Source organism: Roseobacter sp. GAI101 (assembly GCF_000156335.1).
GTDB lineage: Bacteria > Pseudomonadota > Alphaproteobacteria > Rhodobacterales > Rhodobacteraceae > Sulfitobacter.
The window spans coordinates 41,737-54,816 of record NZ_DS999216.1 but is presented as its reverse complement, the minus strand read 5'-3'; the positions used below and the strand labels follow the sequence as shown (position 1 = coordinate 54,816).

The window sequence follows — 13,080 nt, the reverse complement described above, 5'->3', positions numbered from 1 at the left end:
AGGGTAACGAGCGGAACAATGCATGTCTGGCAACGGTGGCGATGATTGGATCGATGGCGTGTCGGGCTCTAACTTCATTGACGGTGGGGTAGGCCACGACCGGCTTTATGCAGGCTCGGGCCGTTTCTCTGACAGCCGCGAACTGCGCTATGGCGATGATGCCAGTCAGGTCGTCATGGGCGGGTCCGGTGACGACCGGATGTACGGCACGCGTGCAAACGATCTGATGGATGGTGAAGACGGCGATGACCGCATCTACAGTTACGGCGGTGCGGATATCCTGTTTGGTGGGGACGGCGACGATTACCTCTCATCCTCTGGATACAACAACATTGTGGTTGGGGGCGCAGGTCACGATGCCATCTCTGGTCACCGCAAGTCTTATGATGTGTTCGCCTTTGGCGACCGCTATGGCCGTTATACGCCTTCGCCTTACGGCTATGGTGGGTATGGCGATTATTGCAACTGGTCCAGCCGCTCAAACACCTATGTCGGGGGTGATCTGGACGAGGATCTGCGCAAGATGGTGACGGAACAGTTCCTGACGTCTTTCGCTCATGACTTTGCACGCGCTAACCTGACCTTTGATGTCGCTGGCACCAGCGCGCTTCGCTTTGCGCTTGCTCCGTTTATCCTCTCGATTTCAGCACCTTGAAATCACGTAATAAACGCGTCTAAGATACCAATATTATTATAAGAATTGATTTTATGGGGAATTGGCCACAATTCCCCCAAGGTTTTGATGTATACATGCTTAATGGCAGCCAACTACCGCAGGGATTTTCGGCTTGAATGAATTTACCAAAGCCATCGGGTCTGCTTCGGACGACCCGTTTCTAAGCGCCGAAACGCTTGAAAAACTGCGCAGCGGGACCGATATGGCGCAGGTTGCTGCGGCGTGGTTGCAAGCCTTTGCGAAACAGACGTCTGGTATCCAACAGGGGCTTGTCGTCATGGCGGGCACCGGCAAGGCCAAGTTTGAACCCGTTGCGATGTGGCCCGATGGCGCAAGCCCTGCACCGGAGTTGATGCGCGCCGTTGATGGATGCCTGAAAGGCCAACGCATGCTGGTGGAAACCGGCAAGAACGACAACGCGGCGATCGCCGTGCCGCTTTTGATCGGCGGGCAACTGCGTGGCGTGTTGGCCGTGCTGTCAGATAACTCTGGCGACACTGATTTGCGCCGGGTCGTGGCACAGCTGCAATGGGCATCTGGTTGGATCGAAGCGGTGGTGCGCCGTCAGCGGATCAGTGGGAATGACAACCTTGTCACGGTAATCGAACTGTTGGCTACCAGTTTGCATCACACCCGTTTTTCCGAAGCCGCCACAGCCGTCGCGACGGAACTGGCCGGTGCGCTGAATTGCGAACTTGTGGCGATTGGCATGATGCGGGGCGGGCATATTCGGATGCGCGCGCTGTCGAATTCCGCGACGTTTGGCAAACGCGCGACCCTTGTGCGGCTGATTGAAGCCGCGATGGACGAAGCTGTGGACCAACAAGCCGTCATTGCGCATCCTCCTCTTGAAGGGTCGCCCGCGCGGGTGCGCCGCGCCCATACGGCGCTGGCGGATCACGAGGGCGGGACGGGCCTGTGCACTGTGCCCCTGACCGAACAGGGCAAGACGATTGGCGCGATGCTGCTGCAGCGCAAGTCGACTGACGGTTTTGACGCGGGTGGTGTGCAACTGGCAGAACAGGCAGCGGTTTTGATCGGCCCCGTCCTGGATATTAAACGTCGCGAAGACCGTTGGCTGCCTGCGAAAATATGGGATTCCATCACGAATTTCTTCAAGGCGCTGTTCGGCGCGCGGCATGCGCTTTTGAAGCTGGGCGTGATTGCGTTGATCGCCTTTGTCGCCTTTTGTTATTACGCGACAGGCACCTACCGCGTTACCGCGACGACGGTTGTTCAGGGTAAAATCCAGCGTGTCGTAACCGCGCCGATTGCCGGATACCTTGTCCAGTCCGAAGCGCGCGCAGGTGATCTGGTTCAGAAAGGGGCCGTGATGGCGCGGCTGGAAGACCGTGACATTCGTCTTGAGCGGCTGAAATGGCTGGGCGACCGGACCAAGCAACAGCAGGAATATAGTCAGGCGCTTGCGCAGCGCGAACGGACGCAGGCGCGCATTCTGTCGTCACAGATCGAACAGTCGGATGCGCAGATCAGCCTTTTGGATCAGCAGCTTGAACGCATGACAATCCGCGCGCCTTTTACCGGTCTGGTGGTTTCGGGCGACCTGAGCCAAGCGCTTGGCGCACCGCTTGAACGGGGCGATGTACTGTTTCAAGTGGCCCCCTTGGATGAATACCGTGTGACGTTGCGCGTGGACGAACGCGATATCCACGATCTGACGGTGGGGGCCAGCGGCCCCTTGGTGCTCAGCGCTTTGCCCGATACGCCTTACCGCGTCGCGGTGCAGCGGATAACGCCGATTTCAAGCCCGCTGAACGGTGCCAATATGTTTGACGTCGAAGCCTCGATCGAGGACGGCCCGATTGAGGCGCTGCGCCCCGGTATGGAAGGGGTTGCCAAGATTGAGGTCGACGAACGTCGCCTTGTCGAGATCTGGACCCGCCGTCTGGTGCTGTGGGTGCGTATGACCTTCTGGTCCTGGAGGGCATAGTTCTTTGGCTGGCTCGCTATTCTCGCCATCGTGGTACCGGGTCAAGGACCTGAAACCACGGTTGCGTAGGCATGTGAATATCTATCGCCATGATTACCGCGGTCGCATCTGGTTCATCCTGCAGGATCTGGCTACGGGCCGGTCGCACCGTTTTTCCCCTGCGGCATATCGCATGGTTGGCATGCTAGACGGCACGCGGTCGTTGGGGGAAGTCTGGGATATCGCCAACGAACAGCTTGGCGAACGCGCGCCGACGCAGGACGAAGCGATCCGACTGCTTGGGCAGCTTCATGCCGCAGACGCCTTGGTCGCCGATGTGTCACCCGACAGCCGCGAATTGTTCCGCCGCCACCAGCGGCACAAGCGGATGGAGATCAAACAGAAGGTCTGGTCGCCCTTGGCGGTGCGCGTCCCAATCTGGGACCCCGACTGGTTTCTAACAGCAACATTGCCGTTCGTCCGGCCGTTTCTGACCAAGACCTTTGCCGTGATCTGGCTGCTGCTGGTGCTGACGGCTGCCGTGTTTGCGGCGATGAATATCGGTGCGCTGACCACGAACATCACCGACCGTGTTTTGAACCCCGGCAACTTGGCCGTTCTGTGGCTGGTCTATCCCGTTGTGAAGGCGTTCCATGAATTGGGCCACGGATACGCCGTCAAGAAGTTCGGAGGAGAGGTCCACGAAATCGGGATCATGTTCCTTGTCTTGATCCCCGTGCCTTACGTTGACGCATCGGCGGCATCGGCCTTTCGGGACAAACACAAGCGAATGCTGGTCGGCGGCATCGGCATCATGATTGAGCTGTTGCTCGCGTCGATCGCGTTGTTCGTCTGGCTGAACGCTGAATCCGGCGCTGTGACGGCGGTGGCATTCAACGTTATGTTGATTGGCGGGATTTCGACGTTGCTGTTCAACGGCAATCCGCTACTGCGCTTTGACGGCTATTACGTGCTGGCCGATTGGATCGAGATTCCAAACCTGAGCGGACGGTCCACAAACTATCTGACCTATCTGATCCAGCGGTATATCTACGGCATGCGCGAAGCCGACAAGGTGACGTCGCTGTGGTCGGAACGCATCTGGTTCGTCTTCTACGGCATCGCGGCGTTCATCTACCGCATGTTCATCATGTTCGCGATCATCGCCTATATCGCTGGGCGCTTTTTTATCATCGGGGTATTGCTTGCCATCTGGGCTGCGACCACGCAGCTTTTGCTGCCCATCGGAAAAGGGATCAAGTTCTTGTCTGGAAGTCCGAAGCTTCGCACCAACCGGCCCCGCGCGCTGATCACTACCTTTGCCGTCATCGCATTTGTCCTCGGGGCGCTGTTTCTGGTGCCTTTTCCATCCTATAGCATCGTTGACGGTGTGATATGGCCCAGCCAGCAAGCACAGGTACGGGCAGGGACCAACGGTTTCGTCACCAAGGTTGCGACCACGGCGGACCAAACAGTGCGCAGCGGTGATCTGATGATGCAGCTTGACGATCCATTTATGCGGGCGCGGCTTGAATTGATCGACACGCAGTTGGCGGGTCTTGAGATCCAGCGCAGTGCATTGATCCGCACGGACAGGGTGCAATCTGCTTTGATCGCCGAAGAAATCAATATCGTCCTGAACGACCGTACCCGCATGATAGAGGAGCTGGGGGCGCTCGACATTCGCGCACCGCGAAATGGAACGGCCGTGCTGCCGAACTCGTCAGATCTTGAGGGCACGTTTGTCGCCAAGGGCAGCGTTATCGGATATGTCGTGGCGCAGCGGGACACGCAGACGGTCCGGACGGTTGTGAGCCAAAACCAGATTGATCTGGTGCGCAATGACACCCAATCTGTCAGCGTCATGCCCGTTGAATGGGGTGCCGAACCGGTCAAGGCGGTCATCCTGCGCGAGGTGCCCGGTGCGACGCAGCAGTTGCCGACCCCTGCTTTGGGGACTGCGGGGGGCGGCAAGGTGCCGGTCGACCCAAGTGATCCGAACGGGGTTCAGACGCTGGGGCGTTTCTTTGAATTTGAGATCCTGATGGTGCAGCCGTCCGAGGATATCCTTTTGGGGCGCCGGGTCAGGGTGCGTTTCGATCATGGCACTTCGTCGCTGGGAGTTCAGGCCTACAGGTCGTTGCGGCAACTGTTCCTGAGGCTTTATAATGTCTGAGCGGATGATCCTTCGGCCGGGGTTGCTGGGTGGGTTCTATCCCGAACGCAGTGACGAACGCCTAAGCACGCCAGACAGGATCATGGCCGCCGCGTACGGTCGCCTGCAGCAGATGTTCGCGCGCAGGCCGGTGTCAAAGCGGCTGTTCCTGATGCGAGTCAAGCGGGCAGGGCGAAAACTCCAGACCCTCAGCAACCAAGAACTGACGGAAATGCGCATCGCCCTGACCGAGGACCTGCGGCTGAACGGGTTGGTACGGGCGAATACGGCAAAAGCCTTTGCATTGGTGCGCGAGGCGTCGGGCCGCGTTCTGGGAATGCGGCATTTCGATGTGCAACTGGTTGGCGGGCTGATCATGCTGCAAGGCCAGATCGCGGAAATGGCGACCGGAGAGGGCAAGACGCTGACGGCGACCCTTACTGCGGCTGTGATGGCGATGTCGGGCGTGCCTGTGCATCTCGTTACTGTGAATGATTTTCTTGCCAGTCGTGATGCCGAATGGATGGGCCCGCTGTTCCAATTCTTGGGGCTCAGCGTCGGTGTCATCCTTGAGGATATGGAGGTGGACGACCGGCGCGCCGCCTATGCGTGCGACATCACCTATTGCACCAACAACCAGCTGACGTTTGATTATCTCAAGGACCGTTTGATCCTCGAGGCGGAAACGCGGCCCCTGCACATGGCGCTTGAAGGGTTGCTGCACCAGAGGTCACACCGCGAACAGGTGATGATGCGCGGCCTGTGCTTTGCCATCGTGGACGAGGCGGATTCCGTGCTGGTGGACGAGGCGCGCACGCCGCTGATAATCGCCCAGAAGGGCGATACATCCGAGATGGAAACGATCTACCGTCAAGCCATCAACACCGCCCGCGCCATGCAGACACCCCGGGATTTCAGCTTGTCCGAACGTGATTTCCGGATTGAGTTCACCGATCTTGGCAAGGCGCAACTGCGCCGTGCGACCAGGCAGCTTGGCGGGGTCTGGGCGACCGAAACCCACCGCGAGGAATTAGGCCGACAGGCCCTGTCTGCGCTATGGCTTTATAAACGCGACAAGCATTATCTGGTGCAGGATGAAAGCATCCAGATCGTAGACGAATACACGGGCCGCATCATGGCGGACCGGTCGTGGGAACGCGGGCTGCACCAGATGATCGAGGTGAAAGAGGGTGTCGATATCTCGATGCGTCAGGAAACCCTGATCCGGATCAGCTATCAAAAGTTCTTCCGGCGCTATATCCGTTTGTCCGGCATGACCGGCACGGCGCAGGAAGTCGCGGGTGAACTGAGCGCAGTTTACCGTCTGCGCACCCGTCGCGTGCCCACCAACAAACGGTCCAAACGGTGGGACAAGGGCGCGTTTTGCTATGCCACGGCTGACTATAAATGGCAGGCTGTCCTGCGCGAGGTCGTACGCCGCTACAAAAAGGGCAGGCCGATCCTCATCGGGACGCAGTCGGTCGACGCCTCTGAACATCTTAGCGCGCTTTTGACGGCGAAGGGATTGCAACACCGGGTGTTGAACGCCCGTCAGAATGAAGCGGAATCCGAGATTATTGCAGAAGCGGGCCAGTCGGGGCGCATAACAGTCGCCACGAATATGGCGGGACGCGGCACGGATATTGCCTTGGATGATGCCGCGCGCGCTGCAGGCGGATTGCACGTCATCGCGACTGGGCGCCACGACGCTGCGCGGATCGACCGGCAGCTTTATGGTCGTGCCGCCCGCCAAGGCGACCCCGGCAGCCATGTCACCTTTGTCTCGTTGGAAGACGACCTGATGCGCGTGTTCTACGGTCGCAAGCTGCGCCCGCTGATCGCGATGACTGCGTGGGGCAGGGGGTGGGTCCCCGGTTTCATTGCGCGTCCGTCGGTCAATTTGGCGCAATGGGCCAGCGAAAAACGCAACAGCGGCATCCGCAAAAGCCTGCTCAAGGCGGATGACAGCCTAGATGAATTGCTCGCGTTCAGTGGACGTGGCGAATGATGGAGAAGACCATGAAATCCTATACACTCACCTCGGCGATTGCCCTTGCGTTGGTCGCGAACGCGGGTTTTGCCCGTGAATACGATTGCCTGATGGATCCATCGCTAGTGGTCGAAATTGGCAGCGCAGAGGCGGGGATCATCGAAAGCATATCCGTGCAGCGCGGCGATCTTGTCACTCAAGGGCAATTGGTTGCCAAGCTTGAATCCGGTGCCGAGCAGGTGGCGCTTGATTATGCGCGGGCACGGGCCACCGATACATCCCCGATTGAGATCGCTCAAAGCCGGATTGATTTGCTGGCGTCCGAGGCAGAACGCGCGAAAGAGCTTGGTGCGAAGAAACTGGTCCCCCAAGCAGTCGTCGATTCAGCCGTCAGTCAACACGAGCAGGCTATCCTTGAACTTCGCCAAGCCGAATTTGAAAAGCGCCTTGCCGCGTTGGACGAAACGCGCGTCGCGGCACAGCTTGCGCGTCGTGATATCCACGCGCCTGTCGATGGCATTGTGATCACCCGCATGATTGGCCCCGGCGAATACGTTTTTGCCCAAGCCCCAATCATCCAGATTGCCCGTATCGACCCGCTGCATATTGAGGTTTTCCTGCCTACAGATATGTTCAACACCGTAAAAATGGGCCAAATGGCCAAGGTCAAGCCGGCGGCCCCTATCGGCGGGCACTATGAGGCCGAAGTTATCGCAATCGACCGTGTTTTTGACGCCGCAAGCGATACGTTTGGCGTTCGTCTTAGGCTTGATAACCTAGGGGGCGCGCTGGTTGCGGGTATCGATTGCAAGATCGAAATCGATGACTAGAACAGCTAGACTGCGTTGGCCTGTCGTCGATGTGCAGTCGTCACCCGCCTGATTTCGTCTGAAGCTGTTCGCTACAAGGCGTTGTCACGTTAACGGGCCTGATGTTGCTGGTTTGTTGATCTGGGAGTAGGCGGTGTCGATACAAACAGAGAAAATCAGCTATAGGGGCCACGGCTTTCCGCCCCAGATCATTGCTCATCTTGTCTGGCTCTACCATCGGCACCACAACTTGACGATTGCGCGACTCAACGTGACAAAACCCGCGAGTCATTTCATTCCCTTTGGTTCTCAGGGATCTTCCCGCTCCCCTTGATGGACTGAATCCATGATTGGCAGGGTACGTGTCGCATTAGTCCTAATAGGATCCGCATTAAGATGCGCGGCAGACAGTTTTGGCCCGGCTGCCAGACTCTGCCCGACAATAAACCACCTCATCTTCTGAGTGCGGCTAGGACGCGGTAGAGAGCCGCTTCATCCTTGTCACGAACAAGATCGACCAGATTGCGTCCTTTTTCTGCCGGATCATGGCTGAGCAGTTGATCGATGATCGTAATCGGATGCCAATCAGTGAATTCTGCGGCAATCTTCGTAACAAGCGGGCCTAGATGATACGTCATCAACTCTGGGCCAGTGGGCACTGGTACATTGTTTAGTGATGCGGGATGGCTATATCTTGCTTCCCGCCCGTCAGTAGAGCCGCCCGAAAGATCAAACTTTTGAGACGAACAGTAATCACAAGCTGGATAAGCCCCTCCTTTCCCCCGCCGTCGGTCGCCAAAATGGCCGCAAATTGCGCATGTTTTGGATGTGTCTAGCTCTAGTCCAGCTTCAGCAAGATCTACGCACTCATGATGTCTATGATAACCGACTGAAATTCGACCATATTTTGCTTTGACGTCAGAAACCTGAACCGTGCCTGTCGGAAGGTCTGCTTCAAAAACAGCGCGCTCCATTTCCTGGAGACATCGATCAAGGCTATTTAGCCATCCTCTGCCGACAGCGGGTCTCAATGAGGTGCAGTTGTCCGAAACAAGGTCAGGATAGCTTTCAGCGATATCTAGATAGAGACGGGTACCGTAGCCGTCATTCTCTTTGAGTGGATCACGCAAAACGCGATTGTAGCAATGACAACAAAGCGTGCGGATATATGAGCCAATCTTTTGGGCTTGGGCTGCATTGCCGCAACTTTCGCAGCTGCGTTCGACCTCGCGGACGATGTCGTCAAGCATTTGTCTCGCGCGCGCGCTCTGAGCGCCTTTGGTGTAGATGCCCAAGAACCCAGATTCCTGCTCGATTCGTGCAATTTTTGGTAAGGATTCATAATCTCCAAGCTCAATGCGCATCTTTTGCATGCGTAAATCAATGGCCTCAATCCACCCCTGCATGTCTTTTTTGCCAAGCGATCTTTCAAGAGAAGTTCTGATATCATTCCAGTTAAATGTTTCAAGATTTTTCACATAGCTCTCCTACAAATTTGCTATTTCCTTGGTAGGAGTGGCGGGAGTCGAACCCGCGCGCCGGCAGTCATCTACTGCTTAAAAAGCGTGTATAAGGCCCGTTGCCCCCTGGCACTCCTACTGTCCGTCTGAAAGTCAGATGGATATTCGGAATGCTCTGTCGGTGTATGTGCTGGCCATAGAACTAATAAATGAGGGCTTGGCGCTCCAGTCAAGCTGATTTTAGCTTTGGGTGAAATGGCGCGTTGTCTTACTGCCGACCTTAGCTGCTTTTGGGAGACTGACGTTCGATTCGTTTTGCTTCAGCTTCAATCTCGGTCACAAAGCTGCCCAGCGATATCTCAAGTGCATCACATAACTTCTTTAGTGTTTCCAGCGTTGGTTGATGCCGGCAGCTTTCAAGGAGCGAAATATATCGCATGCTCCGGCCGGCTCTAAACGCGAGGCCCTCTTGAGACAAGCCGGCCGCGTGGCGGTGTCTGCGAAGTACCTTTGCGAGCGCATTTATTAGTGGATCTGAATCTGAAGTGACCATCCGCTGACAAAGCAGACAAATAGAGGTTGCGACTATGAAGTATACTGTGAATAATGAAGTATACTATGAATGCTTCGTCCAACTTGTCTCAAGCGGATGAATGTTCTCTCTTGTAGGGTCGGCAAACGGAAAACGAGATGTATGGATAGGAATGGTTTTTCAGAAAAAGAACTGGCAGTTCTTATTCAAGAGAGTGTTCGCGATGGACTCATCGCGGCTCTCGCTCCGGCAGACAGTCCGCCTGAAACGGATAGCTTTCCGCCGAATTCTAGCGGCTCAAACACAAACAGGCGTGATGGTCGTCGAAAATCAAGATATCAAGGGCAGTTGCACTTAACAGTGCTGCCAGAAGATCAGGAATGGTTCAACGTGCTGTTTCGAGACGCCGGAATTCAAAAAGGGCGGCTCTTCAGTCTTTTGAGATCTTGTTTCGAACATATGGAAGAGACGGGTGAGATCGAAGTGATACTTACGAATTTTAACATTCGAAAAATACGAGGTGATTAGTCTCAAGAGATCCCTTTTGGTGTTCGCCTTGGCATCTGTGGTTCAGATTGATGTGAACAACATAAGGGGAGATCTCCGACAATTTGGTGCGTTATCCAGCCGAAAAGACGGATTTACGGGCAGCGAGAGAGGGAAAACACATGGGCCGGCAACAAAACGATGAATTTAGGAAGGAAGCGGTGCGGATTGCACTGACAAGCGGTCGATCACGCCAGCAAGTAGCTGACGATCTTGGTATAGGTAAGTCCACTCTGGGCAAATGGATAGTGGCGCAGCGCGATTCGGCTAAGGAGCCAGAGCGAGACCAAGGGCTGGAAAAAGAGAACGAAAGGCTACGGCGCGAAAATCGCATTCTCCGAGAAGAACGGGGGGTCCTTATAAGAGCAACCCGGATATTCGCGAGCCAGGCCCTTTGACAATGTTGGCCGGTAACAAAACCTTCATCAAAGCCTGAAAATTTTTGCCGGCATTAGTCGTTTCCACACTTAGAAAATAGCCAGTCTGGCCAACGGAAAAGCCCAGCTTCACAGCAATATCTGATCCTGTTGTTGGATTAGTTGCTGCGGGGGCAGGGCTACGACTCAGACCTACAGATAGCATGCGATTTTTCCTGGGCAGGGCAGGGGCATCGTAAGTAGATCGGAAGCTGAGACTGACGTGCTACCTGCTATGCATCGCAGTACATTGTCGGCTGTCTCGCTGTTCAGATAGCTGGCCAAAACTGCTAAGTTGACTTGAGGCTTGTTTTGAATGGGTCGGATGATGTTGATGTGATTTTCGACAACAACTGAGACGTGTTCATCAAGAAAGGTTTTTGGGAGTAGGGCCGCTACGAGCCGCCTAGGCTGTTCCTTTGTGGTTGCCCGTTGGACTAAAATGCACGGCTCTTTACATAGTAGATGTTCGGATCCGTTTGCAGTTTCAAACCAGATTTTTCCTTGGTGCCGCGACGCGCGCCATTGAAAGACCCCCAACGGCCGAATGGCCTCTGACCAGATCAGTGGAACACTCGTTCCAGTTTTATTGGATCTGAGCCTTTCCTTATGCCTGTTCCAGATAAGAGGGCCGGTTGAAACGGAGTAACCCAAGTCAGCCAACCGGCACTCAAACCCGTTCAGAATGTTTTCCATGCCTGCTTCTGCCTGGGATCGTGGGAGCAGCCACGGTGAACCTGGTACCCTTGTAATTTGATGCTGCCCGAGTTGGTAGATTTCCAGTTCACCATGTGCGCCATCGGATATTTCTTCGACAGTAATCAGTGAGCGAGGTTCAATGCGAGTAACGCTGGAAATTACCATTTCCTGTCTGACACCTTCAAAAAGGCTACTTCTGGATCGAAAAAATTGCAGGCGTTTTGGTTCCGTATGTTCAGACAGCAGATTGCGGAGTTTGCTCGAATACCGTCCAGAGAGAAAACTTGTCGGTGTAACAAATACGATAGTTCCTCCCAGGCGAACGAGGCGAAGTGCCTGGTCCCAGAAGAGCGCATAAAGGTTGGCATGTCCGAAGGTACTGCGTTCAAAATGTCGTCTTTGTTCGTCTGTAAGCTTGGTCCTGCCGAAAGGAGGATTACCGATCACGAAGTCAAACTGTTCGTTGTCGTTGACGGCCAACGTATCAGTGCAGCGAACAATGACGGGAAACCTGCTATCTTCATCTGTGCAAAACGGCAGCGCCAAAAAATCAATTGAAACTTGAGCGAGCCAAGCGCCGAAGGGATCGATTTCATATCCAACGAGATTTTTTGATAGGTGGGCTAGAATCTCGGAGCTGGGCTGTCTTTTGATAGCGTCAATCATCCGTTCTGCAATCGCAGTGAGTATGACGCCACCACCACAGCTTGGTTCAAGGAAAAGATGACGGGTCCAATCTGCTTTTGCATCGTTAGCCAAGGCCAAAAGCATGCCCGAGATCGCAGGCGGAGAATAAAAAATCCCATTTAGTGATTTCGCGGACTTGGGTAAAAGAGAGGTGTAAAGCATGCCGACCTCATAGGCAGCAAACTGAGCGTTGCAGTTGGCGATGACTTCGCCGAACTGCGCGGCAAGATCGCTCAGATTTGCGGATAGGACGTTTGGGCACACCACTCCGGGAGGGCACCGCAGAGGTGGGCTGTGATGACGGTCTCTCGTCAATACGGCCCATCTATTTTTGACGGCATGTGTAGCTAGAGTCTGCGCTAGCGGTCGGCTCGGCTCGTGGGTAGCGGTCGACATTTTCACGATTAGTTTTCTGAGGAAAACTGCTTTGCCTTCATAGTTGGAATGAGAGATGATTTGTTCAGAATTTGCGTTAGAGGGATCAAAGTTTTTCATGTCGAGTGTCCTTAATTTAATCTGGACACAGAATATCCCCCGGTGGTTAAGCTCAGTTTTCGTTGAGGCTTGGGGGGCTTGCTTGTAAGAATACGTTAACCATTCGGGCGATCTCAGAACGGCCAGTCAGGTTACTCGGCAAAGATCCGTATTTTCGGTGGTTTTCGAAAGGTCTGGTTATCGGACCGAATTTCAGTCTGAGCTGGAAACCATTTTTCGTCAGCTCTCTCCGTTACTCCGTACAAAAGTAACCAAATTCCGAAAAGGGGTAACCATTTTGTTAAAGTCAAAAGTAATAAAAAACCCTAATTAAGTAACCATTTTCCGCGTGAACAGTGGGGATGAGAACGGCATCGACAAGTTGTTTAATACTTCTGGTCCAGCCAACAATTTTTGAAAGAAATTTCAATCCCGATGACGCGCCTAAAGGTCTTTAAATTGCCTTTTGAAATTATCGCCTAAACGGGGTGAGCTTACGGCTAGTGTTCCGATTCTGACACTTCTTATCTGTTTCCGCGAATTTCATCGAGTTTGTTCAGCGCGCGGCGTTCCCGGGTGAGGATTGAAGTGGTCCTGCTTTTTAGGACAGTTTTGCGGCTCTGCTAAGATGCATCTGGTTTATGTTCATGCCGCTTTTCGTATTTCTGCTTGGGTGAAGTATGCGGTGTCCGGCGTGCGCTTATCA

At 54.7% G+C, this 13,080-nt stretch carries 9 protein-coding genes and 1 pseudogene; 7 read left to right on the top strand and 3 right to left on the bottom strand.

Annotated elements, in window-relative coordinates:
- Positions 1 to 22 precede the first annotated feature (22 nt).
- The 5 genes from RGAI101_RS21410 to RGAI101_RS20720 all read left to right on the top strand — a co-directional run bounded on the left by RGAI101_RS21410 (position 23) and on the right by RGAI101_RS20720 (position 7,581).
- Positions 23 to 655 carry a calcium-binding protein gene (locus RGAI101_RS21410; RefSeq protein ID WP_008230263.1) on the top strand — a complete coding sequence of 211 codons (633 nt, stop codon included), beginning with the start codon at positions 23 to 25 and terminating at the stop codon, positions 653 to 655.
- Positions 656 to 788: 133 nt separating this feature from the next.
- Positions 789 to 2,627 carry an HlyD family efflux transporter periplasmic adaptor subunit gene (locus RGAI101_RS20735; RefSeq protein WP_008230174.1) on the top strand — a complete coding sequence of 613 codons (1,839 nt, stop codon included), beginning with the start codon at positions 789 to 791 and terminating at the stop codon, positions 2,625 to 2,627.
- 4 nt (positions 2,628 to 2,631) lie between these two features.
- Positions 2,632 to 4,782 carry a hypothetical protein gene (locus RGAI101_RS20730; RefSeq protein ID WP_037230567.1) on the top strand — a complete coding sequence of 717 codons (2,151 nt, stop codon included), beginning with the start codon at positions 2,632 to 2,634 and terminating at the stop codon, positions 4,780 to 4,782.
- The gene (locus RGAI101_RS20725) at positions 4,775 to 6,769 is read left to right on the top strand and encodes a preprotein translocase subunit SecA (protein ID WP_037230565.1); all 1,995 of its coding nucleotides are present in this window, start codon (positions 4,775 to 4,777) and stop codon (positions 6,767 to 6,769) included. The genes RGAI101_RS20730 and RGAI101_RS20725 overlap by 8 nt, the downstream gene beginning before the upstream one ends.
- Before the next feature lie 11 nt (positions 6,770 to 6,780).
- Positions 6,781 to 7,581: an efflux RND transporter periplasmic adaptor subunit gene (locus tag RGAI101_RS20720; protein WP_198133762.1), complete on the top strand. Its 801-nt coding sequence runs from the start codon at positions 6,781 to 6,783 to the stop codon at positions 7,579 to 7,581.
- Positions 7,582 to 8,012: 431 nt separating this feature from the next.
- On the opposite strand, the gene RGAI101_RS22045 is transcribed toward RGAI101_RS20720, so the two are convergent.
- Both RGAI101_RS22045 and RGAI101_RS21760 read right to left on the bottom strand, forming a co-directional pair.
- On the bottom strand, positions 8,013 to 9,038 hold the full coding sequence (locus RGAI101_RS22045) for a hypothetical protein (RefSeq protein WP_008230207.1): 1,026 nt from the start codon (positions 9,036 to 9,038) through the stop codon (positions 8,013 to 8,015).
- Between the two features lie 262 nt (positions 9,039 to 9,300).
- Positions 9,301 to 9,573 carry a helix-turn-helix domain-containing protein gene (locus RGAI101_RS21760; RefSeq protein WP_083792123.1) on the bottom strand — a complete coding sequence of 91 codons (273 nt, stop codon included), beginning with the start codon at positions 9,571 to 9,573 and terminating at the stop codon, positions 9,301 to 9,303.
- Between the two features lie 141 nt (positions 9,574 to 9,714).
- On the opposite strand from RGAI101_RS21760, the gene RGAI101_RS22040 reads away from it, so the two are divergent.
- Together RGAI101_RS22040 and RGAI101_RS20705 are read left to right on the top strand one after the other, a co-directional pair.
- Positions 9,715 to 10,080: a hypothetical protein gene (locus tag RGAI101_RS22040; protein WP_157044779.1), complete on the top strand. Its 366-nt coding sequence runs from the start codon at positions 9,715 to 9,717 to the stop codon at positions 10,078 to 10,080.
- A gap of 140 nt (positions 10,081 to 10,220) precedes the next feature.
- Positions 10,221 to 10,457 (top strand): annotated as a pseudogene (locus tag RGAI101_RS20705) (transposase); the annotation flags it as partial.
- A gap of 210 nt (positions 10,458 to 10,667) precedes the next feature.
- Here the strand turns inward: RGAI101_RS20705 and RGAI101_RS20700 are convergent.
- A complete protein-coding gene (locus RGAI101_RS20700; protein ID WP_008230176.1) occupies positions 10,668 to 12,395 on the bottom strand; it encodes an HsdM family class I SAM-dependent methyltransferase in 1,728 nt (575 codons plus the stop codon).
- Positions 12,396 to 13,080 lie beyond the last annotated feature (685 nt).

Coding starts and splice junctions, on each gene's coding strand:
- RGAI101_RS20700 (WP_008230176.1), bottom strand. CDS start 12,395: ATGAAAAACTTTGATCCCTCTAACGCAAATTCTGAACAAATCATCTCT.
- RGAI101_RS21410 (WP_008230263.1), top strand. CDS start 23: ATGTCTGGCAACGGTGGCGATGATTGGATCGATGGCGTGTCGGGCTCT.
- RGAI101_RS22040 (WP_157044779.1), top strand. CDS start 9,715: ATGGATAGGAATGGTTTTTCAGAAAAAGAACTGGCAGTTCTTATTCAA.
- RGAI101_RS21760 (WP_083792123.1), bottom strand. CDS start 9,573: ATGGTCACTTCAGATTCAGATCCACTAATAAATGCGCTCGCAAAGGTA.
- RGAI101_RS20725 (WP_037230565.1), top strand. CDS start 4,775: ATGTCTGAGCGGATGATCCTTCGGCCGGGGTTGCTGGGTGGGTTCTAT.
- RGAI101_RS20720 (WP_198133762.1), top strand. CDS start 6,781: ATGAAATCCTATACACTCACCTCGGCGATTGCCCTTGCGTTGGTCGCG.